The 22,984-nt window shown below is 38.2% G+C and carries 28 protein-coding genes and 1 riboswitch; of the genes, 25 read left to right on the top strand and 3 right to left on the bottom strand.

Translation table 11 applies throughout. The features are described 5' to 3' along the window. The first annotated feature begins 18 nt into the window (after window positions 1-18). The 4 genes from yunB to G6R02_RS05425 all read left to right on the top strand — a co-directional run bounded on the left by yunB (window position 19) and on the right by G6R02_RS05425 (window position 4,552). The gene (gene yunB, locus G6R02_RS05405; protein WP_164668221.1) at window positions 19-813 is read left to right on the top strand and encodes a sporulation protein YunB; all 795 of its coding nucleotides are present in this window, start codon (window positions 19-21) and stop codon (window positions 811-813) included. A gap of 48 nt (window positions 814-861) precedes the next feature. Then, a riboswitch (Lysine riboswitch) is annotated at window positions 862-1,041 on the top strand. 112 nt (window positions 1,042-1,153) lie between these two features. Further along, window positions 1,154-2,701, top strand: a complete 1,548-nt coding sequence (locus G6R02_RS05415) for a Na+/H+ antiporter NhaC family protein (RefSeq protein WP_164668223.1) — start codon at window positions 1,154-1,156, stop codon at window positions 2,699-2,701. A 219-nt stretch (window positions 2,702-2,920) separates the two neighbouring features. Further along, entirely contained in the window at window positions 2,921-4,450 is a 1,530-nt protein-coding gene (locus tag G6R02_RS05420; protein WP_164668224.1) for a sodium-dependent transporter, read from the top strand. Further along, window positions 4,451-4,552: a methionine/alanine import family NSS transporter small subunit gene (locus G6R02_RS05425; protein ID WP_164668225.1), complete on the top strand. Its 102-nt coding sequence runs from the start codon at window positions 4,451-4,453 to the stop codon at window positions 4,550-4,552. It begins immediately after the preceding gene. A gap of 75 nt (window positions 4,553-4,627) precedes the next feature. On the opposite strand, the gene G6R02_RS05430 is transcribed toward G6R02_RS05425, so the two are convergent. After that, a complete protein-coding gene (locus G6R02_RS05430) occupies window positions 4,628-5,560 on the bottom strand; it encodes a M23 family metallopeptidase (protein WP_281347120.1) in 933 nt (310 codons plus the stop codon). A 75-nt stretch (window positions 5,561-5,635) separates the two neighbouring features. Further along, a complete protein-coding gene (locus tag G6R02_RS05435) occupies window positions 5,636-6,190 on the bottom strand; it encodes a YhcN/YlaJ family sporulation lipoprotein (protein WP_164668227.1) in 555 nt (184 codons plus the stop codon). A gap of 148 nt (window positions 6,191-6,338) precedes the next feature. On the opposite strand from G6R02_RS05435, the gene G6R02_RS05440 reads away from it, so the two are divergent. After that, window positions 6,339-6,611, top strand: coding sequence for a YutD family protein (locus G6R02_RS05440; RefSeq protein ID WP_164668228.1), 273 nt, complete (start codon window positions 6,339-6,341; stop codon window positions 6,609-6,611). A 26-nt stretch (window positions 6,612-6,637) separates the two neighbouring features. Here G6R02_RS05440 and G6R02_RS05445 read toward each other — a convergent pair whose 3' ends face one another. Beyond that, entirely contained in the window at window positions 6,638-6,913 is a 276-nt protein-coding gene (locus tag G6R02_RS05445) for a hypothetical protein (protein ID WP_164668229.1), read from the bottom strand. 454 nt (window positions 6,914-7,367) lie between these two features. Between G6R02_RS05445 and G6R02_RS05450 the strand changes: the two genes are divergently transcribed. The 20 genes from G6R02_RS05450 to G6R02_RS05545 all read left to right on the top strand — a co-directional run bounded on the left by G6R02_RS05450 (window position 7,368) and on the right by G6R02_RS05545 (window position 22,976). Continuing rightward, a complete protein-coding gene (locus G6R02_RS05450; RefSeq protein WP_164668230.1) occupies window positions 7,368-7,970 on the top strand; it encodes a prepilin peptidase in 603 nt (200 codons plus the stop codon). A 35-nt stretch (window positions 7,971-8,005) separates the two neighbouring features. Then, the gene (locus G6R02_RS05455; protein WP_164668231.1) at window positions 8,006-8,698 is read left to right on the top strand and encodes a hypothetical protein; all 693 of its coding nucleotides are present in this window, start codon (window positions 8,006-8,008) and stop codon (window positions 8,696-8,698) included. Then, complete coding sequence (gene cpaB, locus G6R02_RS05460; RefSeq protein ID WP_164668232.1) at window positions 8,691-9,503, top strand: Flp pilus assembly protein CpaB; 813 nt, start codon at window positions 8,691-8,693, stop codon at window positions 9,501-9,503. Before G6R02_RS05455 ends, cpaB begins: the two co-directional genes overlap by 8 nt. Window positions 9,504-9,531: 28 nt before the next feature. Then, window positions 9,532-10,629 carry a CpaE/TadZ family protein gene (locus G6R02_RS05465; protein WP_164668233.1) on the top strand — a complete coding sequence of 366 codons (1,098 nt, stop codon included), beginning with the start codon at window positions 9,532-9,534 and terminating at the stop codon, window positions 10,627-10,629. Window positions 10,630-10,631: 2 nt separating this feature from the next. After that, complete coding sequence (locus G6R02_RS05470; RefSeq protein ID WP_164668234.1) at window positions 10,632-11,957, top strand: TadA family conjugal transfer-associated ATPase; 1,326 nt, start codon at window positions 10,632-10,634, stop codon at window positions 11,955-11,957. Continuing rightward, window positions 11,954-12,883 (top strand): type II secretion system F family protein, encoded by a 930-nt coding sequence (locus G6R02_RS05475; protein WP_164668235.1) that lies wholly within the window; start codon window positions 11,954-11,956, stop codon window positions 12,881-12,883. The genes G6R02_RS05470 and G6R02_RS05475 overlap by 4 nt, the downstream gene beginning before the upstream one ends. A gap of 7 nt (window positions 12,884-12,890) precedes the next feature. Beyond that, the gene (locus G6R02_RS05480) at window positions 12,891-13,823 is read left to right on the top strand and encodes a type II secretion system F family protein (RefSeq protein WP_164668236.1); all 933 of its coding nucleotides are present in this window, start codon (window positions 12,891-12,893) and stop codon (window positions 13,821-13,823) included. A 14-nt stretch (window positions 13,824-13,837) separates the two neighbouring features. Continuing rightward, a complete protein-coding gene (locus G6R02_RS05485; protein WP_164668237.1) occupies window positions 13,838-14,059 on the top strand; it encodes a hypothetical protein in 222 nt (73 codons plus the stop codon). Window positions 14,060-14,091: 32 nt separating this feature from the next. Then, complete coding sequence (locus G6R02_RS05490; protein WP_164668238.1) at window positions 14,092-14,466, top strand: TadE/TadG family type IV pilus assembly protein; 375 nt, start codon at window positions 14,092-14,094, stop codon at window positions 14,464-14,466. Beyond that, a complete protein-coding gene (locus G6R02_RS05495; RefSeq protein ID WP_246202610.1) occupies window positions 14,459-15,226 on the top strand; it encodes a pilus assembly protein TadG-related protein in 768 nt (255 codons plus the stop codon). The genes G6R02_RS05490 and G6R02_RS05495 overlap by 8 nt, the downstream gene beginning before the upstream one ends. A 40-nt stretch (window positions 15,227-15,266) precedes the next feature. Beyond that, complete coding sequence (locus tag G6R02_RS05500) at window positions 15,267-16,685, top strand: hypothetical protein (RefSeq protein WP_164668240.1); 1,419 nt, start codon at window positions 15,267-15,269, stop codon at window positions 16,683-16,685. 37 nt (window positions 16,686-16,722) lie between these two features. Further along, window positions 16,723-17,022 (top strand): hypothetical protein, encoded by a 300-nt coding sequence (locus tag G6R02_RS05505; protein ID WP_164668241.1) that lies wholly within the window; start codon window positions 16,723-16,725, stop codon window positions 17,020-17,022. 48 nt (window positions 17,023-17,070) lie between these two features. Next, entirely contained in the window at window positions 17,071-17,370 is a 300-nt protein-coding gene (locus G6R02_RS05510) for a hypothetical protein (protein ID WP_164668242.1), read from the top strand. A gap of 84 nt (window positions 17,371-17,454) precedes the next feature. Continuing rightward, on the top strand, window positions 17,455-17,775 hold the full coding sequence (locus tag G6R02_RS05515; protein ID WP_164668243.1) for a hypothetical protein: 321 nt from the start codon (window positions 17,455-17,457) through the stop codon (window positions 17,773-17,775). Between the two features lie 39 nt (window positions 17,776-17,814). Then, a complete protein-coding gene (locus G6R02_RS05520; RefSeq protein ID WP_164668244.1) occupies window positions 17,815-18,174 on the top strand; it encodes a hypothetical protein in 360 nt (119 codons plus the stop codon). 127 nt (window positions 18,175-18,301) lie between these two features. Further along, the gene (locus G6R02_RS05525; protein ID WP_164668245.1) at window positions 18,302-18,667 is read left to right on the top strand and encodes a hypothetical protein; all 366 of its coding nucleotides are present in this window, start codon (window positions 18,302-18,304) and stop codon (window positions 18,665-18,667) included. A 978-nt stretch (window positions 18,668-19,645) separates the two neighbouring features. Beyond that, window positions 19,646-19,948 (top strand): hypothetical protein, encoded by a 303-nt coding sequence (locus tag G6R02_RS05530; protein ID WP_164668246.1) that lies wholly within the window; start codon window positions 19,646-19,648, stop codon window positions 19,946-19,948. 152 nt (window positions 19,949-20,100) lie between these two features. Continuing rightward, on the top strand, window positions 20,101-20,355 hold the full coding sequence (locus tag G6R02_RS05535; protein ID WP_164668247.1) for a hypothetical protein: 255 nt from the start codon (window positions 20,101-20,103) through the stop codon (window positions 20,353-20,355). 97 nt (window positions 20,356-20,452) lie between these two features. Further along, the gene (locus tag G6R02_RS05540; protein WP_164668248.1) at window positions 20,453-21,031 is read left to right on the top strand and encodes a hypothetical protein; all 579 of its coding nucleotides are present in this window, start codon (window positions 20,453-20,455) and stop codon (window positions 21,029-21,031) included. 592 nt (window positions 21,032-21,623) lie between these two features. Next, window positions 21,624-22,976, top strand: coding sequence for a vWA domain-containing protein (locus tag G6R02_RS05545; protein ID WP_164668249.1), 1,353 nt, complete (start codon window positions 21,624-21,626; stop codon window positions 22,974-22,976). The last annotated feature ends 8 nt before the right edge of the window (window positions 22,977-22,984 follow it).

Raw genomic sequence — 22,984 nt, forward strand, 5'->3', positions numbered from 1 at the left:
TGTTTTAAGGAGGTTTTTATGTTGAGGCAGCTAATGTTATTCCGAAGAAACAGAAAAACACGGACACCACCTCCCGTGAAAAATATTTTTGTGTTAACAATGGTTATATTTGCTGGTATGGTTGGTTTAAGTATATGGGTGATTGACCAGGGAATTAGAGACCCTCTAATGGATATTGCCAAACAGAAAACAAATGAATTTGCATCAAGGGCAATAAATTCAGCTGTCAGATTTGCCGAAGATTATCAGTTTGAGGATATATTAACAACGGTTACCGAAGATGATGAAGGAAACATTACATCACTTGGATGGAATCAAAATGTAATCAGTGAAATAAACCGGGTTGCAACAGATCGTGTTGAAGAGTTTTTTATCAGTATGAATGAAGGTCGACAGCCAAGGTATGAAGAACAGCTGCATGAAACACCGGAGTACGATGGAAGTGCAGAAAATCTGCCTAAAAAAGATCCGACCGTAGTGGAAATCCCAATTGGGCAGGCTACAGGAAATACCGTACTTGCCAATTTAGGGCCGAGAGTTCCGGTGAACCTGCAACTGACTGGTGCAGTACGAACGGATGTCGTTACTGAGCAACAGGATATAGGTATTAACGGTGCAATTATCGAAATTTATTTAATGGTCGAGGCCGATGTTCAGGTCATTGTGCCATTCTCAACGGATGTTACAGAGGTGAAGAATAAGATATATATCGATCAACGTGTAATCATGGGAGATATTCCGGAGTTTTTCGGTGGCAACGGTGAAAATCCATCCATTTCAATCCCGAAAGATTCCTTGCAGAAACAGGAGTGAATTGGTACAATATAATTCGTAATTAAATATGGCATTACCTTATCAGATCGGTGAGGTAGAGGTGCGGATAACATGAATAGTCAATTGGAGTAAAGACAAACGATGATGATTGATGAAAGGGTTGTTTGCCGAAGCATAATGGAGGTCGGATTCATTATTGCTGGTGTGCTATTGAATAAAGGGCATACTGTCATGCTGATACTAAGTGCATGGAGAACTACTGATCGAAATGGAGGATAACGTATACTGCAGGAGCAATGGTAGGTTATTTTCTATCATTGCTTTTTTGCGTTTTTTTTCCAGCCTCATGCACTTTATCACAGAAATGGAGGCAGCAACAATGGAAGGAACTATTTATTCAATTATTCCGGCAGTTATTATGCTGGTACTCGTTTTACTGACAAGGAAAGTATTGCTCTCATTGGGGGCAGGAATTGTAGTCGGGGCATTATTTATTCATGATTTTTCAATTGTTGGATCAGTTAAAGAAATAGGTATTATATTTTATCAGATTTTTGTAACTGAAGGTGCAATTAACACAGGAAATTTACTCTTACTCAGTTTCCTGTTATTGCTGGGAATATTGACGGCATTTTTGACAGCGTCCGGTGGAAGCAGAGCTTTCGGAGACTTGATGATTAAGCGGGTCAGGACCCGTACAGGCGCTCAGCTTATGACAGGTGTATTAGGATTAATTATTTTTATCGATGATTATTTTAACAGCCTTGCTGTAGGACAAATTGCCCGGCCGTTGACGGACAGGCATAAAATATCCCGGGCAAAGCTTGCGTATTTTATTGATTCGACGTCAGCACCTGTTACGGTTATTTCGCCAATATCAAGCTGGGGTGCGTACATCATCGGAATCATTGGCGGACTGCTTGCGGCAAACGAAGTAACAGGCATTCAGCCGCTGGAAGCATTTATAAAAATGGTACCACTTAATTTTTATGCACTGGCTGCTTTATTACTTGTATTTATCGTGGCGTATTTTAAAGTGGATATTGGCGCGATGCGTGAGCACGAACATCGTGCTGTTACTGAAGGTGAATTACTTAAACCGGATGGAGGTAAGGTACCGGGAGATCTAAGTGATGCATTAGAGCCGCATATAAATGGTAAAGTTTATCATTTACTAATCCCAATACTTGTTCTGGTCGTTGCTACGGTAGGATCTATGATTGTAACGGGGGTGAATGCCAGTGGAGCGGATGTGACGTTATTATCAACATTTGCAAATACAAATGTAAATCTCTCCTTATTTATTGGCGGACTGGCAGCGGTATTGACAGCTTTATTGTTCCATCTGGAGCAGGGTCAGCCTAAAGCTGACTGGGGAACTATTTTGTTCGAAGGTATTAAAACAATGCTTCCGGCAATTTATATATTGCTGCTGGCATGGATGATTGGTTCTATTATCGGCACACTTAAAACCGGCGAATATTTAGCACAAATCGTTAGTGATGCTTCAATCAGTTCAGCATTTTTGCCGGTATTGTTCTTTATTATAGCAGGTCTGATGGCACTGGCCACCGGTACATCATGGGGAACATTCGGAATCATGCTGCCGATTGCAGCAGAAGTGGCAGTTCTGACAGATGTATCGATGTTGTTACCTTCACTGGCAGCAGTATTAGCAGGATCTGTATTTGGGGACCATTGCACACCAATTTCAGATACAACGATTCTGTCATCAACAGGTGCGGGATCGAATCATATTGAACATGTTATTACCCAGTTGCCGTATGCTGTAATTGCAGCAGTTGCAGCATGTCTTGGCTTCCTGGTAATCGGTTTGACAGGGCAGGTGCTTTTGGCGCTTGGTGCAACATTATTGCTTATGGCAGCCGTTGTTCTGGTAATTAAATCAATGGTAAAAGAAAATTAAAAGACTATAAATTCGACATTGTCCTTTCATCATAATGGTGGAAGGACATTTTTATTTACTAAATATAAAATTAATACAGAAAATTTCAATATTGCTTTGACATAGTCAAAAAGTACCGTTATAATACATACATAAATATCAGAAAAAAACAAACATTGTAAAGATTTTCTGTCATATCAACTTTCTGATGTAATAAGGGGAAAAAGAGGAGGTCTAATTATGGAAACTCGTTCTCAATGGGGGACAAGAGCAGGTTTTATTTTGGCAGCTGCAGGTTCTGCAATTGGCTTGGGGAATATTTGGCGGTTCCCGTCCGTAGCATATGAAAATGGTGGCGGAGCATTTTTAATTCCTTACTTAATTGCATTATTGACAGCAGGAATTCCGATACTGATTATGGAATTCACCATGGGGCATAAATACCGTGGCTCAGCACCATTAACGTACAAACGAATGGGTGGAAAGAAGGTAGAGTGGATTGGCTGGTGGGCAGTGTTAGTTGCCTTTGTTATTTCAACCTACTACTCTGTCATTATTGCCTGGGCAATAAACTATTCCATTTTCTCATTCAATTTAAACTGGGGATCTGATACGGAAGCATTCCTGTACAATGATTTTTTAAACCATGTACCCGCAGGTCAAGTTGGTTCGTTTGTTCCCGGTATACTTATACCATTAATAATTGTATGGCTGGTTGTTCTGGGGATTCTTTTCAAAGGTGTTAAAAAAGGTATTGAAATTGCGAACCGGATTTTTATACCGGCATTGATAATTGTTTTCCTTATTATCGTAATTCGGGCAATTACTTTACCTGGTGCACTCCAAGGTTTGGAAGCATTCTTCACACCTGATTTCAGTGCTATTATGGAACCTGATGTATGGGTGGCAGCATATGGTCAAATATTCTTTAGTATGTCTATCGCATTTGCGATAATGATAACCTATTCAAGTTATTTACCTAAGAAAACAGACTTAACGAATAACGCATTTATCGTTGGTTTCGGAAACTCGAGCTTTGAATTACTCTGTGGTATTGGTGTGTTTGGAATATTAGGATTTATGGCTGCACAGCAGGGTGTAGGAGTTGATGAAGTAGTAGCAGGCGGTGTAGGACTGGCATTTGTCGTATTCCCTGCAATCATTAATGAATTCCCTGCATTAAACGGATTATTCGGATTCCTGTTCTTCTTCTCACTGGTTCTGGGTGGGTTGACGTCTCTTATGTCAATTACTGAGACGTATGTTGCAGGTTTGATGGATAAATTCAATATTTCACGAAGCAAAGCCGTTATATTCGGTGGTGGAACTGCAGCAGTTATCTCATTACTGTTTGCTACACAAGGCGGATTAAACTTCCTTGATGCTGCCGACTACTTTATTAACCAATTCGGTGTAGCATTCCTTGGCTTGGTTGAAGTCATCTTAATTGCCTGGTTCCTGCGTAAACTGGGGGATTTCAAAGATCATGCGAATGAAATTTCTGATATTCAACTTCGGGGCTGGTGGACATTCAGTTTAACGATTGTTACACCGGTTGTTCTGGGCTATACTATGTTCGGATTATTCAGGCAGAACTTGTTGAAATTGTTTGAGACAGAAACAGGTAACTATGGCGGATATTCCGATGCCTTTATCCTTTACGGCGGCTGGTTCGTTGCCGGAGGAGCAGTGGTTATCGGAGTGATACTGGCATTGATGAAGTGGAACTCTTCAAAGGCATCAGCTGAAGAAGAAAGGGAGGCTAATTAAATGAGTGGTGTTTCAATAGTCTTTATGATAATCGCCATGGTAATCATTTGGGGAGGATTGGCAGCAAGTATTACAAATGCTGTTAAAAAATCCAAACAATAATAACACTCAAAATGCAAGAGCCTTTACCTTAATTGGTAAAGGCTCTTACTTATTGGTGGATCTTTTGGTAACACTTTAGTCCTTTTGTTTGGCCATCCGCTCCCATTTCTGCAAGTAAGGATATGGGTCAAATGAATATTCACTGGTTCCGTTGTCTTTATACATACCGTAATGTAAATGAGGTGGGAATTTACCCGATGTACCAGGCGGACCATAACCGGTGGAACCAACTTTACCGAGAACATCACCGGGTTTGACAACCTGGCCAACTTTAATATCGTCATTATACCCGCTCATGTGACCATAATAATGATAAATATTATATATATCCCGGATTCCAATCCTCCATCCACCATAGAGATTCCAGCCCTTCATCTCAATTACGCCATATGTGGTGGACTTTACAGGTGTACCATAGTCAGCAAATATGTCAGTACCTTCATGAATTCGTAAGCCGCCAAATCCTCTGCGGTCCCCCCATGTACTTCGATAGCTGTAATTGTAGTCAATGGAAACCGGAAAGTCTCTGTCTGTCAGTTCTATCTTATTAAATTTTTGAAAAACCATGGCAGTGTTCATAATCGTTTGAACCGTGAGATCGCGCTTGTAATAATTCCACAGAGCAATTTTCACTTCATCTTTTGCCGGCCCGTACTCCAGAATTATATTGGCCATTGTATACAAAACGTCTTCGGGATTTTTAGGGTCTGCTTTACCATCCCCATTCCCATCTTTCCCTGCTCCATGAAAAAATTGAATGATGTTTTCATTCTTAATCATCGAACTGTTTCCAAGTCCATACCACTGTTCATTTGGAATAGTAATGGATACTACCTTTTCATCCGAATTGTCATTATCACTGTTACGTTCATATTGGTCGATCGCTGCCAAGTAATACCAGGGAACTTGCGTTAATGCTTCGGTTTTTTTGTATAATGCCATCCGTTCATCATATAAATCCTCTTCTGCCTGCACAGCCTGTGTCTGAGCTATGGCCGACAGAAACATCAGACTTATTAATGCGTAAAAAAGCCTGGACATCTATGATCACCTCCTTGCCAAAAAGATGTTATGTCTGTTAATTTACGATTTATCCATCCCTTGTGGAGACTTTTTCATCTCATTTTTAATTCTGTTGATTGTATTATCATAATTTTTTCCTTGTATACTTGAGTTATGCAGACGTTGAATGTCCTGCATCAGCGTCTCGTTTTCAGAAACATACACCTCAAAGCGTTCCGGCATTACAGATACTGCTGATTTTTTTGCGATATCTGCAGCAGTATTAGAATCTATATCAGCATTTTTGGAAAATGCAATTAGCACTTCTTCATCAGTAACTAATGTTGCAACTTCAATAATTTCGTCATTTTGCAATATTATCCGGGTTATCATGTTGGCCAGTTTCGTCCGGTCGATGGTTACTGAATTTTTATTTTCAGCATCTGTCTGGATCTGGTCTTTTGTATATCTGACATACCCAAGCTTATTATTCTGATCCGGATTCTGGTTTCGGTTTCCGGGATCAAGTTCTTCCGCAATATTTTCCCGCTTATCGGTAGCATTATTAGTACCACAACCCACAAGTGCTATAATTGCGATAAATGTTATTATTAATAATGACCATAACCTGTTCATGTTTTTCCTCCCTGTAGACGAAAAATAAATTACGAACTTAGTTATGTGTATCACATGGAAATTCATGCAACTATTTGTTGTGAAAATTAGTAGTAGTGTGATGCCAGTATATGATAAACTATAGTCAGCGTAAGTGGGGTGACTTATATTGATTGAAATACAAGGAAAAAAATACGAGATTATCGAGAATAGTAAAAATGGCTTTCAAGAGGAAGTATTTAATGAACGATTTTCTGATATTTTGTCGAAATATGATTTTATCGTAGGTGATTGGGGCTATGACCAGCTTCGATTAAAAGGCTTTTACGATGATCAAAACCCTAAAGCAACTTTTGATACAAAAATGAGTACAATAGATGATTACCTGTATGAGTATTGTAATTTTGGCTGTGCTTACTTTATTATTAAACATATTGATTAAATTAGGAGCAGTAGTTCTTTCGGGAACTACTGCTCTTCTTGTTCCGGACCCGGTTCATCATGAATCGGATGTGCGCCAGGTGCCTGCCTCGGTAAGTCCTCATGCAGTTCCTTATTTTCATAAACAAATCCACTTTGACGATGTTGCCCTTCTTCCCATGGTGTTGATTTACTGTACGCGAGTTCCTCATCACTTATCGTTGATCCAAATGGACCTTCCGGAAATTCTTCGGGGATCAGATTGTTTTGTACACTTCTCACATTTGAAAAATCACTATAATTCTTTTTCTTCTTTTTGGCCATTACATTACACCCTTTCTTTTTATATATCTTTTGCAGTAAACGAATGTTATTGTATGCCAATTTAATCCATAAAATATGAACAATATTTACTATGAATTTATTCTTAATTTAGGATAAATGACATTTATTTAACAATTATAAAAATCGATTAATATTACTAAATAAATACCATTTAATAACATTAAATGGTATAAAAAGTAAATTTATCATGACTTTAATCACGATTTTAAAGTAAAAATCACGCTTTATTACCGTATTATGCAGGTATTTTTAACCATGAGAAAAACACCGAAAACCGTAACATTATTGACACATAAAATATTTGTGCAATCATAAATAGTATATAAGTATGCATTATTACAATATTTACCATATATATGGTACGCAGGGAATTGATTGTTGCTTTGAAATGTCCGAGTGGAAATACAGAAAATAATGAGGGATTGATGGTGTTTTGTGGGGATTATCGATTATTACGATAATAATAGCTCTCTGTGCTGCTTGCGTTTATTTTATAGCACTATCTCATGATGACCCATATAAATCGGTTGTTTCACGAATAAATAATATAGAAGTATTGCTGGCAATGTTTTTAGGATACTTTTTTTTAATTGTTATTTCACTGAATCGTCCTGAAAATATAGGGATGATTACTATTTATATAGCATGTTTAGTCGTGTGTGCCGCAATCCTGGATACTTGGTTTATGGTGATACCTGATCGGTTATTAGCTATTTTTATCCCAAGCATCGTGTTTATACAACTGTTTAATGGGGTAATAATTAATGGTTTGTTTGGAGCTGCATTTGGATTTATTTTTTTATTGGTAATTGCAGTAATTTCTAAAGGTGGCATCGGCGGGGGGGACATTAAGCTGGTAACGGTTATTGGTTTAGGGACATCATTGGATTTTATCTATCAATTATTATTAATCTCATGTATTCTTACTTTTTTGATTGGAATTATTGCACTATATTCAGGAGCAAGAAAAAGAAATGAAATGATGCCGTTTGGTCCAGCTATTGCATTTGCAACAATATTTCTGCTGACGGTGTAGTTTTAACTAGTTTGTTAGGTGTAGGAGGAACAATAGTGAAAGCCCCAGTAAAAGAAAAAACGACAATTATCATCGAAAATGCTAATAGGTTTCTTGAAGAACATCCATTAATTAAATCACATGAATTTATTTTTAATCCTGATGAAAAGGAACAACCTGTAAATCTGACTGACGAAATTCAATTTATGGATAACCAAGAGTTGAACCGCAATATCATTTACTTATATAAGCCCAGCCAAAAAAAACAGCAATCATTAATGAGGCTGAGAAACTTGTATTTACCGGAGTCCAGATTAATTCCTGTACCCTATCCATCAAATGATGCTGAAGCAGTGCATCTTCTAAATCTTTTAACAGGTATTGAAGATAAGACATTTAATGAAATATTGTTTGATTGGAGTCTCCTCAATAGTCAAATGGAAAATTACACAATTGAGCACGCGAAGGCGAATAAGTTGAGAGGTACTGGAAAACCAATCGCTTCAATGAATAAATACAACCTGATTCAAAATAATCAGAGTTCCAAAAAAATAAGTAAGGGACATCTGAATGAACTAATTAAGGTGTTATCTGAGAAGACAAAAGGTCACATCCCATTGATTGTCCAAGAAACGGTAGATAATAAGTATAGTTTTTATTCCTCATTGGATGAAATAACAAACATCGAAAATACAATAAAAATCTCAGTTAGTGCAGTAAAGAATATTGGAGTGGAGAATAATGGTTGACGCGAAGAGAAAAGCATTTATATTTTTATTACTTGCATTTATTTTGGCAGTAGTTGTCAGTGGGTTAGTTATTCAACAGGTGCAGAAAATTGCTGCAGAGTCTGGTGAGACGGTTGAAGTTGCTGTCGCCGCAAACGATATTGGAAGCAATGAAACATTGTCATCCGATGATATTACCTGGAAGGAAATTTCTAAACCGGACGAAACGGGCAATTATTTCAATCGTAAAGCAGACCTCGAGAATCAAATTGTAGTAGTCGATTTGGAAAAAGGAAATTTCATAACTCCCTATGTTGTAAGAGAATCAACTTCAATCCCAGCTGATCACAGAGTCGTTCTGTTGAATGTAACCGAAAATGTGATTTTGGATCAGCAACTTACCGAGGGTGACAAAGTTGATATTGTTGTTGTTTATAAAAAAGAAGACAACATGACGTCACAAAGACTTTTTCAAAAAGTAAATGTTGTGCAGGTCGATCAGAATTCTGGTGGAGAAAGTACTGGAAACACCGTTAAAGTAAGTTTATCGGTCGAAGATGCACAGCAACTGATTTATTACCAAAATGTTGCTGAACAAATACGTGTCCTTCGGTTGGACGGCGCAAGCAGTGAAACGGTTAATAGTGAAACGGAAGGAACTGTTGAATCCGCTGAGACCGATACAAAAAGCAAACAAAGCAATGACGGTGAATCTGAATCCGGCAATAATAACGAGGATAGCGGAGGTCAAGAAGACAAGAAAAATAGCGATAATAAAAATGAAAAGAACAATAACAAAGCAAACAAAGAAGACAGCGGAAACTGAGTAGGGTCCAAGGAGAGGAAACGAAGCCATGGAATCAAAAGACACATTGTTTTTAACCGATAAAACCGATTGGATAGAACGATTCAATCAGCTTGATATCAATTATTCAATCGGAAAAGAAGCAAAACCGGAAGATATGGTTACTGAACATATTATCATCGATAGCTCTATCGTTAGTGCCAGTGAATTCAAAAAGCCGCCGCAGACATCAGTAGTCACCGTTTTGATGGAACGGGAAGACTTTAATGAGGCGCGTGCTTGGATGAACGTCGGGGCAGATGCTATTTATATTTTTCCAAAAGAAATCGACCGCCTTCATGTTTGGCTGGAAAAGATGGAAGAACGCATTCTAAACAAGAGGGATTTGCTGGGAGATGATGAAGGCAATGAAGTATGGGCGTTTTATAGCGCCAAAGGAGGATCCGGACGGTCGACAATTGCAGCAATAACGGCACAATCACTTGCCATCCATCAAGATAAAAAAGTGCTGTTGCTTGATATGAACAGTCAATTTGGGGGCTTAGAATCATTGTTTGGACTGGAAGGCGGGAGGTCTTACCAGCAACTGGAGGTTGTACTGGACGAACTGACATCGGAACATATCATCAATGTCAGTTATCCTACTGACAGCGGTGTTCATGTCCTGCTTGGACCGGGGAACCCAATTAAGGCAGCAGAATTGACCGAAGCATTGCTCCCAAGGATTATCAAAGTGGCAAGAACACATTTTGACCACGTTATTTTAGATCTGCCCCCTGAGTTAAGTGATAAAAGTTATGCGGGCTTGAGTGAAGCTACGAAATTATTCTATGTATTAAGCCCGGATAGTTTGGCGATAAGAGCATTTAAACAATCAAGAGGGATTTTTGAACGATTTACCTTGAACAACAAGAAAACTTTTTCAATTATCCTGAATAATCATGGACCAAAGAATGAACTGCAGCAAAAAGATGTTGAGAAAATTATTGATGAATCCATCTTTGCCACCATTAGCAATGATTTTAAAGGGATCCAGCCGATTATAAATATGGGGCTTCCATTCTTTGAAAAGAAAAAAGACAGGGGAAGCACCAAAGTGAGCCGTGATGTTCGTAAGATGGTACATAAAGTGTCAGAGGAGGAGTAAGGATGTCGTGGGTAAATAAACTTCGTGAGCAGTCAGTAGATGCAGGTCATGATGTCAACAGGCAGGTTGATGAACTGATTAATCATTTCAAGCAGCGGCTAGTGAATGAGGCTGATTTGGATGCAATTACATCACTCCCTCCGAAAGAACGGAAAAGTACAATTGAACAGCTTATCCTGCAAATGATTAGTGAAGAAAAAGTAATTGTAAAAAAGGAAGAGCTGAACCAGATTGTCAACTTTATCATTAACGAATCGGTCGGTTATGGCCCATTGGAGAAATTACTGGCAGATGATTCAATTACGGAAATTATGGTGAATGGTCCATCTGATATTTTCATTGAACGTCATGGTAAGTTGATAAACTCGGATGTGCAGTTCCGCAATGAAAGCCATATCCACCATATCATTGACCGGATCATTGCACCATTGGGAAGACGAATTGATGAAAGTTCCCCAATGGTGGATGCAAGGCTCCCGGATGGAAGCAGGGTGAACGCAATCATCCCGCCGATAAGTCTTGACAGCCCATCACTGACAATTCGTAAATTCCGGAAGACACCGTTCACTATTAATGATTTATTGAACTATGGGTCGTTGACAGAAGGAATGGCAGAATTTCTGCATGCAGCAATTGTATCGAAAGCCAATATCATTGTTTCGGGCGGTACCGGGAGTGGTAAAACAACTTTATTAAATGTATTATCAGAGTCCATTTCCCCGGGGGAGCGGATTGTCACAATTGAAGATATGGCTGAACTTCGGTTTCAGTACGACAATATCGTCCGGATGGAAGCACGTCCGGAAAACTCAGAAGGATCGGGTGCCATTGATATTAGGCAATTGGTTAAGAATGCTCTAAGAATGCGGCCAGATCGGATTATCGTTGGGGAGGTAAGGGGTACCGAAGCGCTTGATATGCTTCAAGCGATGAACACAGGTCATGAAGGTTCTCTGACAACTGTTCACGCGAATACTCCAACAGATGCACTGGGGCGTCTGGAAGCGATGGTTATTATGTCCGGCTTGCCGCTGACTACCGATGTAATCAGTAAGTACTTTGTCGGAGCGATCGATTTGATTGTGCAAACGAACAGACTGGTGGACGGCAACAGGAAGATTACCAGAATTTCAGAGATGTCTACTGATGAAAACGGAATGGTTGTCAATGATATATACAGGTATAACCAGACCTCAACTGACGCATCAGGACAGGTACATGGAGAACTTGAACGGACTGCCTATAAACCCCAAATTCTTGAACGGTTCAAACGTTTTGGTCTGGAAATTCCTGAAGATATGAAACAGAAAGAAGGTTGGCCAATATGATGATTCATATAGCTTTATCCTTATTTCTTTTTACAATGATGTTAGGCTTTTATTACTTATATAAATCTATTAAACTTCGAAAAAAACGCAGCAAAATCTATGAAATTTACAAAGTAAAAGATACTGGAGAACGAAGAAGTGTCTTGATGAGGTTCGGAGATAAGTTTGACAATTCGAGTGTGGCAAAAGATCTTTCATTAAAGCTGCAACAGGCCGATTTGAAAATCAAACCATCGGAATTCATGATGCTTTTCCTGCTCATTTTTATTGTGATGTGGGTTATCAACAATAAACTGTTAAGTCTGATGTTCCCGTTGGGGTTGCTCTTGGCTTTTGCCATTGTTTTCTTTGGTACTCGGTTTCTGTTATCATCCAGGAAAAATAAACGAAGAGAAAAACTGGATGCCCAGCTTCCGGAGATATGCCGACTGATGGCAAACTCGCTGAAAGCTGGCCTGACAATCCAGCAGGGAATAGGAAACTGTGCGGATGATTTAAGTGAACCCGCTAAAACAGATTTCAAGCAAATGGAAAAAGAAATGGCAATCGGTGAAGATCTGGAAAATGTTCTGAATAAATTCCGGGATAAGGCGGCATCCAGTGATGTAAATATCTTTACCGGAACATTGCTTATCCAGAAACAGGTCGGAGGTAATCTTGGCAAGATACTTGATATGATGGCACAGACGCTTGAATCAAGATCAAGGGTGTTTAAAGAAATCCGATCCGCAACCGCAGAAGGGAAAGCTGTTGCTTACATGCTGCCGTTGATGCCTGTTGCAATGTGTGCTTTGATGTCACTTGTCATTCCCGGATTTCTAAATCCATTGTTCACAGTATTTGGAATGATTTTGCTGGGAATTGTCGGAGCTATTATATTTATCGGTATCCTCCTCATTCGCAGGCTAACCGATATTAAGGTGTGATGAATCTATGGAAGAATTCCGATATGTAATCTTGCTTATACTCTTAGCACTGTGCATGCTGCTTGCGGGTTTCATATTTTTATATGTGTTTTTTGTGAAAAGAGCAAATTTAATAGAACACTGGGAAGGCGATGCTCTGAAGAAGCGAAAAAAAGAAAAACTTTATCATCGGGCCCGGAACAGTCTGTTGGCATTGGGAAACAGGATGGGGCCGCGGGCAACCTCACTTCTTTCTTTTCGGAATAAAGAGAAGGATAGAAATCAATTGAAATTGGCCGGATCCAGTCTCGCTCTGGAAGGATATTACGGTTTGAAGTTGGTGCTTGGCTTTATTGGAGTTATTATACTCTTACTTTCCATCATATTAGGTATCAGATTATTCATTATCATTTCCGTATTAATAAGTTTTTTTGGTTTCATGGCGCCTGACATTGCTTTAAGTATCAAGGCTAAGGAACGGCAGCGGAAAATAGGTGAGGAGATGCCAGATTTTCTGGATACGATCAGTGTGATGCTGCAGGCAGGAAGTTCATTGGATGGCTCACTAAAAACAAGTTCCAAATATATGGAGGGCCCATTATTTGAAGAAATAAAGAAATTTAATCAGGAAATCGAATTAGGTGTCCCGAGGAAAACGGCTTATACCAATCTGATGAAGCGTAACAACTCCAAAGAGCTGCATACGTTGGTCCAATCGTTGATTCAAGGGGCAGAGCTTGGGGTGCCGGTTGCGCAGACATTCAGTGTCCAGGCAGAAGATTTAAGGTCAACAAGAGGGAGTCTTGCTAAGGAAAAAGCAGCAAAAGCAAATCCGAAAATTTCGCTTGTGACAACATTTTTAATTGCTCCATCAATATTCTTTTTACTGATTGGATTAATGGTACTAAACATGATATATAACCCCGAATCTTTCGGAGTTGAAAATATAATTAATTTTTAAAAGGAGAGATTTACATGTTAAATTTTATTGAAGAAAAGGTTTATGGATTGTTTTCACAGGTAAAAACAAGTGTTAAGGAAGAAAAAGGTGCAGAGTTGATGGAATGGATTGGCATGTGTTTGGTGGTACTTGCAATCATGGGCGCGGTAATCTCGTTCTTTGATGGCACAACTGGAATTGGTTCACAAATTCAATCATTCATAACCGATCAAATCGATAATCTGAGTGGTGAGTAATCCATTAATTCATTAAAAACGGGGTGCCAATTGTGAAGAAATACATTAAAAATGAACGTGGTTCCCAGTTGTTGGAATTTGTTGGGATGTTTCCCATGATTATTATTGCTGCATTGGTTGCCTGGCAAATCTTGATGGTCGGCTATACGATGGTTGTTGGTGAGGCGGCTGCAAGAGATGGTGCCAGGGTAGCAAGTGTCGATGGAAACTATCAGGATGCTGCTAAAAAGTCAGCCAGTGGTTTGTATGTAAGCAGCAGTAAATCTGAAACAGGTGACAGTGTTGAAGTTTCAGTGACCGTAAAAGCACCTACACTCAAAATACCGATTTGGGACAATCCAAATATTGAATTTGAGACTTCTGCGATTATGCCCGTTGAGGATGAAGAAAGTGAAGACGATGATTAGAAAATATTTTAAAAAGTATGTACACAATGAAGATGGTGCAACGATATTTATTATGTTTGGTATTTTTGCGGGAATTGTCTTGATAGGCTTTGTCTTTTTCGACATGACTAGTGTCTTCTCAGAACGTCGAATGTCACAGACAGGAAGTGATGCAGCCGCAATTGCTGCAGCGCTGGAAGCAGAAAAATCATATAAGGAAGATTTGGAAGAAGATGTGGCAGAAAAATTAGAAGACTTATTTGGTGATTTAGAGGAACACAAAGAAGATTGGGAAGAAGACCAGGAAGATGAAGACTCCGAAGACAATGGTGATGGAAATGATGAGGAATCCAACAATGATGATGAATGGGAAGAAGAATTTGATGATTGGATAGAGGACCGGGAAGATGACCATGACCATCAAATGCCTGGAAGTATTATTAAGTATCTCAAAGGTGAAACCACAGATGTTGATATAAATGATGCGATTAAATTTCTCTGGGATACAGGTGATTTGTCTGATATGGTCTGTGAAACAGTTGGAGATCATGAGGATGAGATGCGTGAGGCTGCACAAGAATTTGCCGACAGGAATGGTATAGAAAATGACATCTCCATTGTTTTTCCGGTTGAAGATGAAGGATTTACAGTAGGTGTACGTACGAAAGCAACTATTAACGACTCGTTTTTTGAAGGCGTTAATACAGATGAGCTTAAGGTTCCGGCACATGCTATCGCAAACATACAGGAACCTGAAGGTGTAAATATCGATTGTGATTAAGCACAGTATTGTTGAATTTGCAGTAATTAGGTGGTGTGGTATGAAGAAAAGTTTAATTATAATGTTAATGATAATTTTATCTGTTTTACCTGCTACAACTGTCCTGGCAACAGCTGATGTCAATCTGACTGGTGAGATTGAAATGGAAGGCGAACATTCCACCTTTTCAGATGGAGAGGTCAGTGAAGAAGAGTGGAATAACGGGTTGCCCGGTGGTTCAGATGGAGCACAGGATCCCGGAGCTGAAGACCCCAGTATAACCGATCAATTGGGTAATTTAATCGGTGGTTTATGGGACGATGCCAAAGAAATAGCCAAAAACGTAGTGGGTGTAACATGGGATGCGATTACTGATTTAGCTGGAAAAGGCTTGGATGTTGTCCTATCAATTGGTGATTCAATAGGTAACGCAATTAACAGTGTGACCGAATGGTTTAATAATTTGCCCGATGTCTGGCAGGATGCACTATTGACAATAGGGGCAATTGTAATTGCAATTGTAGTTGTGTTAGGTGTAATTGCATTAGGAGCACTTTTAATAGCTGGAAGTGTATTCGCAATTCCAGCTGCAGTTGTAATCGGTGTTATAGCAGGAGCTGCACTGGTTGGAGCCGCATATTTTGCCTTGAATGGAGGAACAGATGACTTCTCATTTTCCCATGCTTTAATGTGGGCAATGGGCGGTGGAGCAGTTGGTGCCTTTTTTGGAACTTCTGCAGGCGGTGCAGTCGTCTCGGCACTGGCAAGAAAATTCGCACCAAAGTTTGCTGCTGAATTTATGTTGATTTTGAGGTTAGGCGGCCGAGGAATGGCTGCACGGTTTTTAGCTGGTGCATGGCTGAAAAGCGCAGCAATACCTATGGCAGGGTTAGTAGGGTTTACTGGCATTAACGCCGCAATAACAGGTGAACTGCCGACTGCAAGGGAGTTTGGTCAAGATGCAGTATTGACACTTCTAACAGCACCAATTGGCGGTCCTTTAGCTAGTAAAGCAATTGGTTTATTTAAAAATGGTCGTGTGTTTTCTGGTATAGCACATGCTTTTGCAGGAATGAACGTAGGTGGCATAACTAGCTTCCTTATGGGAGCGGCAGGTTCCGGGCATGGAACGTGGTCTGATTATCTAAGTGGTCTGGTGACATCTGGATTGTTTATTGGATTGGCCCCATTTGCTAAAAGGTTTTTGCAAAACAATCGAACTAGAGAATATGTATATGAACTATTTAAGAAATTTACTGGGGGAAAGGTGTCCGACCTGTTTAAGGGAAAAAAGGCAACATCGAATATTTCACATTCAACAGTAAATACACCTACTAATTTAGGTACAGTTTCTAACATTTATCAAAAACAACCTGTAAGTGTAAATTCAACTGCAAATTCGATAAGCAGTCAAAACAAGCTAACACGACAAGAAGAAGAAGCTGTAATTGAGTATTTAAACAATATGCAAGCGAAATAAGTTATTTAAAAAAACGATATGTGAAAAGGGTGATAGTTTGAACGACAAGCTCTGGAAAGCAATACAATTTGGAAGTTTTTCGGCTTTATTGCTGGCATTTGCTTATATGATCATAGGGCTTCCGCTTGAACCAATACCGGATGGAGGATGGAAGATTTCCTTTCCAAGTGAAAACTTTCAGATAGGATTTGTAGTAGTTTGTGTGGCGCTATTTCTGACATGGGCATTTGCAACATTCGTACGGAAACAAGGGGAAGTATCTAAGAAAGCTGTTCAAAGTACCATATTCTTCCTAGTAGGCTTCGGAATCTTCTTCTGGATTTTACAGCTTATCTAGTTAATGGAAATACTTGATTGGATAATTGTTTTTAGAAGGATGGTCCCATTGAACGATAAACCCTGGAAGAAAATACAAATAGGAAGTTTTTCAGTGGCAATGCTGATATTTATATACAATATAATAGTTCTGCCACTTGAACCATTACCAGATGGAGGTTGGGAAGCAACGTTTCCAAGTGTAACCTATCAGATTACAATGCTTGTAATTGCATCCTTATTCGTTTTAACCTGGGCGTTTGCCACATTTGTACGAAGAGAAGGCGAGGTATCCGTGAAAGCGGTCCAGAGTACTGTGTTCTTTCTAGTAGGCTTTGGAATCTTCTTTTGGATTTTACAGCAAATTTAATTAATGGAAAACACTAAAATGCTCTTAAAAAGGTGAAAATGTTTCTTATATTTAAACTTTAAATTTGTAAGGTGGGTTTTCAACATGGAACAACGAAAAGAATTATGGGATTTTGTGAAAATAGTATCATCTATTTGTGCATTTGTTGGAGTGCCTGCCTTTTTTTATTTTTTTGGGTACCGGTTAACCGGTGAATTGACGGTGGAAATTGATAAACTTTTATGGGATAATCCGTTTTTATATGTAGTAATATCTGCTGTCGTACTGGGCTCTGTTATGACCATGTTGGCGACTGATGTAGAGAAAAATAATTATCGGCTTAGTTTTATGGTGGTTTTGAAAACGTTCGCGAAAATAGTTGGTATTGTTCTGCTCGTCGCTGTCGTCAGGTATTTATTTTTGTAAGTATGATGTATAAATCAATTAATTTTAAAGGTGGTTCATATGGATTTATCAAACCGCGAACTCCAAAAACTTCAGGCAATGTATACGTATTACCTTTTTAAACAAAAGGAATTCAAGCATTTTCTGACTGGTTTATTTGTAATCATAGGTATATGGTTGATTGTAATGATTATTCGAGGATTTGAAAATTTTTTTGTTATCGGAAGTACCTTACTGGTAATTTATCTATTTATTTCGGGGATTGTGTGGATTTCTTTTACTTTTGTTGCCAGAAAAGTGGAGAAAAAACGCGTGGAAATGGATCTTTCCAGAGAACGATTTGAGGATTTGATTGGCTACGATAGAGTTACCAGGAAAATGAACAAACGATTTATTAAAATGCCTTGGGATGATTTGTAAACAGCTGTATTCAGGTGGAGTTACTTTCTTTCCACCCATCATGACATCTCGGTGTAAGGTGGCATGATGAGTGTAAAGAAGGCACTTAATAATTTTACGACAATATTTATTTTAAGGGGTGGATTTAATGAATATTACTTCAGCAAAAAAGTCTATTAAATTTGCAGCTGGCGCTGGTTTTCTGCAGGCTGCATTTTTGGCAGTGGTTATAACGGTTGTAATGATTCTGAATACGGATTTTCTAGGTGTAAATCCGTTGGGTTATATTGATGCCGTTATTTTTGCATTTTTAGCATTTGGCGTTTTTAAAAAAAGCAGAACATGTGCAATCATTCTATTGGTCTATTTTATTCTCGGGCAAGGAATAACTTTGCTGTTAGGCGGATCATTAGCTGGGATTCCATTGGCACTATTATTTTTGTATATTTATATTCAGGGAATCCGTGGTACTTTTGCTTACCACAAGGAATCAGATGATACTGTGAGTAGCTAAGTCCATAAATGAATATCATTTTATTTTTTTATTTATTTTTAATCGAAATCAGGTTATTAGTAATCAGTAATCGGGAGTGGGGTTACTGACGTTGCAGTAGGGGTGACATCTACTGTATCTGGAAGTGCAATTTCTAGTATGGTCCAAAAAAGGTAAGGTGGATGTATGAGAACGGAAGTGCCTTATAAAGAGAGTAGAATATTAGGAACTACCATTGTATTACTTGCTACCGGATTTCTAATGAGTTGGGTTCCAAAGGGAAATTTAGTTTTGTTAATGTTTAACTTACTATTAGCATTCATTGCTAGTATCTTGTTTTATTACTTTTGGAAAACAACAAAGCATAACAGTAAACGTATTTTTCCTTGTTGTCATTTGTGATGTTAAATGTGATAGCTATTCATTGTGCCATACCTTTATTACGTATTTACTTTCAGACTTTAACATTTTGGGCAGTTATCGTTATGTTAATTATAATGGTTGTTTTGCCTTATTTATATTCAAGAGAGATAGCATTTGGCATCCAAAACCTAATAAATCAAAGTTGGGAAAGATATATTTAGTTTATGCAGCATTAATCATTTTCTTTGGATCAACAACATTTACAGGGGCATTATATACCTCTAATCCCGGTGCATTAACTCTTGCTATATTTGCATTTTTGCTTGCTTTGTTATTTTTATTTATAGCTTCAGTTTTGCTAATTAAACCGGCCGAAATGAATCAAATTACTAAGAATTAGGGTTGGTAATACAGTGGAAGTTTATATATTTAAATTTAAAGGTTTTATTCAAACAATTGGTGTTAGTTTATCATTACAATAATCTACTGTTTTATCATAGGTTTTTTCATTAATGTCTGTGGTATGGGTAGTCATTTCAACGTTATCGTATCTTATGGCAGTGTTGGAGTTTTCGCAGGAGTTGCATTATACCAGAAAAATTAAAGCTATCATTATAAGTGATAGGAGGTCTAATATTGAATGACCAGTTATGGAAAACAACACAGTATACGAGTTTCATAGTTATTATACTGATTGGAGTCTTTCCCCTTAGTTTATTTTCAAGGGAAAAGACTCCGGATGGCGGCTGGCAATATTATTTCCCAAATGCTTTTGTACAGTATGGGTTAGCAACAGCAGTTATTGTGTTGTTATTTCTCTGGATGTTTTCAACATTTGTAAGAAAAGATGGGGAAGTATCTTTAAAAATAGCACGAAAATCAGTGATTTATTTAGTTTTTATTGGATTTTGGTATTTAATTATCAAGTGGTTGATATGAAATTTCAAATTAAAAAAGGAGGCAGCTTTCCTAAATAGAACAGCGAAAAGAAATTTGGGTATTTAAAAGAATTCTAGCTTCCCTTTTTGCCTATTTAGAAGTACCTGCCTTCTTGTATTTCTTTGGTTATAGAATTACTGGTAAATGTTTAGATGGAAGTTGATAAATTATCATGGGACAATCCGTTTTTACATTTTCTTATTGCTGCCGTATTTATAGGATTGCTCGTAGGCATTGGTACAACTTATTCCTTTAATAGCACTGGATCTGGTAGAGCAGCAAAAAAGTTTGTTCATGATGTTTCCAAAAAAGTTTATGATACCGTAGTAGATGGTTGGAATAAAACCAAAGATTTTGTGTCTGATAGCGTTTCAAAAATAGAAGATTTTCCTGGGTTTGGAGGATAGTTCTTTCCTCCTCCCCGATTCTTTTTAATAATAAATAAATTTTACTGATAAATAATAATAAGAATTGTTAATTGAGGAAAGGTGCGATGAATTATTTATGAACAAAGAAGTGTCTTTTAAAGACAGTCGGATTGTGGGGACAACTTTCTTACTATTTCTTATGGGTTTTTTAATGAGTTGGGTTCCCAAAGGTAGTTTTCCGGTGCTGATGTTTAATTTTTCATTAGCAATTATTGGAGGGTTTTTGTTTTATTACTTTTGGAAGACAACGAAGCATAAAAGCGTACGTTATTTTTCCTTACTCTCGTTCGTGATGATAAATGTGATGGCTATTCAATTTTCGATTCCATTATTGCGTATTTACTATTTGACGCTTACTTTTTGGATCGGTGTTGTGATGCTAATCATTATGATTACTTTACCCTATATATACGCCCGAAAGATTGCATACGGCGTTCAGAAACCGAGTAAATCGAAGATGGGGAAAATATATCTGGTTTATTTGGCATTGGTGTTTCCTTTTGGAGGATCTGCATACATGAATGCATTGTACACCTCTAATCCTGATGCAATTGCGCTTGCACTCTTATCATTTTTAGTAGCTTTATTGTTTTTATTCTTAGCCCCTGTGTTTCTAATTAAGCCTGCAGAAATGGATGAATTAATGAAAGAATAGGGACGTACTCAATGGAGGTTTCTATGTTTAGCATTAGAGGTTTTATTCAAACACATTAGTCTACAGTTTAATCAAAGTTTTTTTAATATAATGTCTGTGGACTGGGTAGGCTTTTCAACGTTTATTGTATCTTATGGGAGTATCGGAATTTTAGCGTAATTATAGAATAAGCAAACCTCTTATTTTGCAGCATTTTTGTCTGCGGTTGTATTTACCGTGCTGAATTTATTGTTTTTAATGATTGTAATTAGGATGCAAGTTCTCGTTGAACCGATAGTGTAAACGAAAATTTACTTACAAGTACTGTTTTTGCGTTAATAATAGAATTGAGCGAGAAAACCATGATTAAAACTAGTATTGAAATTTATAATAGACATCTTATCAAAATCATGTTGATTAGCTAGATTATTGTTATTATGATTCTTGATCATTCACAGGAATTCCATTGTTATTATTATTTGAGTTTATTTATTTTCAAGATTCGTGTTATTTTTACTTATCCGCCAGGCAACAAATATTATTGTCAGCTAGTAAAGGGTACATAATTATATCCTTTGAATAATAGAATCCCAAATTTTGCAGGAGGCTAAACATGAAAAAAAATTTTACATATTTTTTGATTTTACTATTTTCACTAATGCTTATTTTAAGCGGCTGTTCAAATGATGAGCAAGCTAAAGACGAAAACAAGGACAAAACTGAGGCATCTGAACAACCCGAAGAAAAAAAAGAAAAAATAACCGTACCTGAAGCCGCAACAGAAGCGGAAGAAATGGTAAAAGAAGGCCCTGGAGAGCTTTTCACATCGGCAGAGATGAGTCCTGAGGAATTAAAAGAAGCGTTTAAGGATTTGCCAAAAGAGTTGACAGCTGACAAGGCATATAATCACCTGATTCATTTATTAGCGGCTGATTATGGCCCTGCTTTAAAAGAGTACGAAAACTTTAATCCTTCGTTTCTGACTGGCGACGCACCAGAAGGCAGTGAAAATAAAGAAAAGGCAGAAGAACCAAAGAAATTGCACGTTGCGTTACTGATGGATGCAAGTGGAAGTATGGGGGCTTATGTTGGCGGTGAAATGAAAATGAAAGCTGCCAAAGATTCATTGAAGAAGTTTGCTGCAGACTTGCCCAAAGATGCAAAAATGATGCTTCGAGTTTATGGTCACAAAGGAACAGGGAGCGATGCGGATAAAGAAATGTCCTGCAGCAGCACAGAAGTTGTTTATCAAATGGGGGCATATAATAAGAAAAAATTCAACAAGGCTTTGTCTAAATTTAAACCGGCCGGTTGGACTCCATTGGCTGCATCCATAAATGCGGCAAAAAAAGATTTGGAAGCCAAGTCAGGTGATGATGTGAAAAATGTCGTGTACATCATCAGTGATGGGGAAGAAACATGTGGTGGCGATCCTGTTCAGGCAGCGAAAAATCTGCATGATTCCGGTATTGCAACTGCGGTGAATATTATTGGTTTCGATGTCGGCAATAAAGCACAGCAACAGTTGAAAAAAGTAGCCGAAGCTGGCGGCGGAACATTCACAAATGTCGACTCCGGCAACGATATTTTCGAAGCTGCACAGAATAACATTAGGGAAGCGGTCGAAGCGGCAGAGTTAAATATGTGGAGCGCGCTGGAAGGTGTCGATTTGACATGGGATTCAATCCATAAAAATGACGATTTGGATTCGATTCGATCTGGATTTGGTGAAGTAATTGAGGATGAGAATAGTCTGTTGCTGGACGGTTTGGAAGGATTGGAGCAAACAGGAAAAGTTACAGAAGACGTTGCGGAGGAAGTTGAAGCACTTATTGAAGAGCGACAAGAAAAGCTGGAGCAGTTTAATGAAGATAAGGAAGCAAACCTGGAGGAACGGATTAAAGAAGAAGAAGAGAAAGCAAGAGATCTGATTGAGAAAAAGAAGGAACAAAGGTCGAGTGATTAAGAGGTCTT

The sequence above is a fragment of the Virgibacillus doumboii genome (assembly GCF_902806455.1).
Classification (GTDB): domain Bacteria; phylum Bacillota; class Bacilli; order Bacillales; family Amphibacillaceae; genus Lentibacillus; species Lentibacillus doumboii.

Excerpts from the sequence above, each read along its gene's own strand:
- yunB (WP_164668221.1), top strand. The coding sequence starts at position 19 with ATGTTGAGGCAGCTAATGTTATTCCGAAGAAACAGAAAAACACGGACA.
- G6R02_RS05415 (WP_164668223.1), top strand. The coding sequence starts at position 1,154 with ATGGAAGGAACTATTTATTCAATTATTCCGGCAGTTATTATGCTGGTA.
- G6R02_RS05420 (WP_164668224.1), top strand. The coding sequence starts at position 2,921 with ATGGAAACTCGTTCTCAATGGGGGACAAGAGCAGGTTTTATTTTGGCA.
- G6R02_RS05425 (WP_164668225.1), top strand. The coding sequence starts at position 4,451 with ATGAGTGGTGTTTCAATAGTCTTTATGATAATCGCCATGGTAATCATT.
- G6R02_RS05430 (WP_281347120.1), bottom strand. The coding sequence starts at position 5,560 with ATGTTTCTGTCGGCCATAGCTCAGACACAGGCTGTGCAGGCAGAAGAG.
- G6R02_RS05435 (WP_164668227.1), bottom strand. The coding sequence starts at position 6,190 with ATGAACAGGTTATGGTCATTATTAATAATAACATTTATCGCAATTATA.
- G6R02_RS05445 (WP_164668229.1), bottom strand. The coding sequence starts at position 6,913 with ATGGCCAAAAAGAAGAAAAAGAATTATAGTGATTTTTCAAATGTGAGA.
- cpaB (WP_164668232.1), top strand. The coding sequence starts at position 8,691 with ATGGTTGACGCGAAGAGAAAAGCATTTATATTTTTATTACTTGCATTT.
- G6R02_RS05465 (WP_164668233.1), top strand. The coding sequence starts at position 9,532 with ATGGAATCAAAAGACACATTGTTTTTAACCGATAAAACCGATTGGATA.
- G6R02_RS05470 (WP_164668234.1), top strand. The coding sequence starts at position 10,632 with ATGTCGTGGGTAAATAAACTTCGTGAGCAGTCAGTAGATGCAGGTCAT.
- G6R02_RS05475 (WP_164668235.1), top strand. The coding sequence starts at position 11,954 with ATGATGATTCATATAGCTTTATCCTTATTTCTTTTTACAATGATGTTA.
- G6R02_RS05480 (WP_164668236.1), top strand. The coding sequence starts at position 12,891 with ATGGAAGAATTCCGATATGTAATCTTGCTTATACTCTTAGCACTGTGC.
- G6R02_RS05485 (WP_164668237.1), top strand. The coding sequence starts at position 13,838 with ATGTTAAATTTTATTGAAGAAAAGGTTTATGGATTGTTTTCACAGGTA.
- G6R02_RS05495 (WP_246202610.1), top strand. The coding sequence starts at position 14,459 with ATGATTAGAAAATATTTTAAAAAGTATGTACACAATGAAGATGGTGCA.
- G6R02_RS05500 (WP_164668240.1), top strand. The coding sequence starts at position 15,267 with ATGAAGAAAAGTTTAATTATAATGTTAATGATAATTTTATCTGTTTTA.
- G6R02_RS05515 (WP_164668243.1), top strand. The coding sequence starts at position 17,455 with ATGGAACAACGAAAAGAATTATGGGATTTTGTGAAAATAGTATCATCT.
- G6R02_RS05520 (WP_164668244.1), top strand. The coding sequence starts at position 17,815 with ATGGATTTATCAAACCGCGAACTCCAAAAACTTCAGGCAATGTATACG.
- G6R02_RS05525 (WP_164668245.1), top strand. The coding sequence starts at position 18,302 with ATGAATATTACTTCAGCAAAAAAGTCTATTAAATTTGCAGCTGGCGCT.
- G6R02_RS05535 (WP_164668247.1), top strand. The coding sequence starts at position 20,101 with ATGGAAGTTGATAAATTATCATGGGACAATCCGTTTTTACATTTTCTT.
- G6R02_RS05540 (WP_164668248.1), top strand. The coding sequence starts at position 20,453 with ATGAACAAAGAAGTGTCTTTTAAAGACAGTCGGATTGTGGGGACAACT.
- G6R02_RS05545 (WP_164668249.1), top strand. The coding sequence starts at position 21,624 with ATGAAAAAAAATTTTACATATTTTTTGATTTTACTATTTTCACTAATG.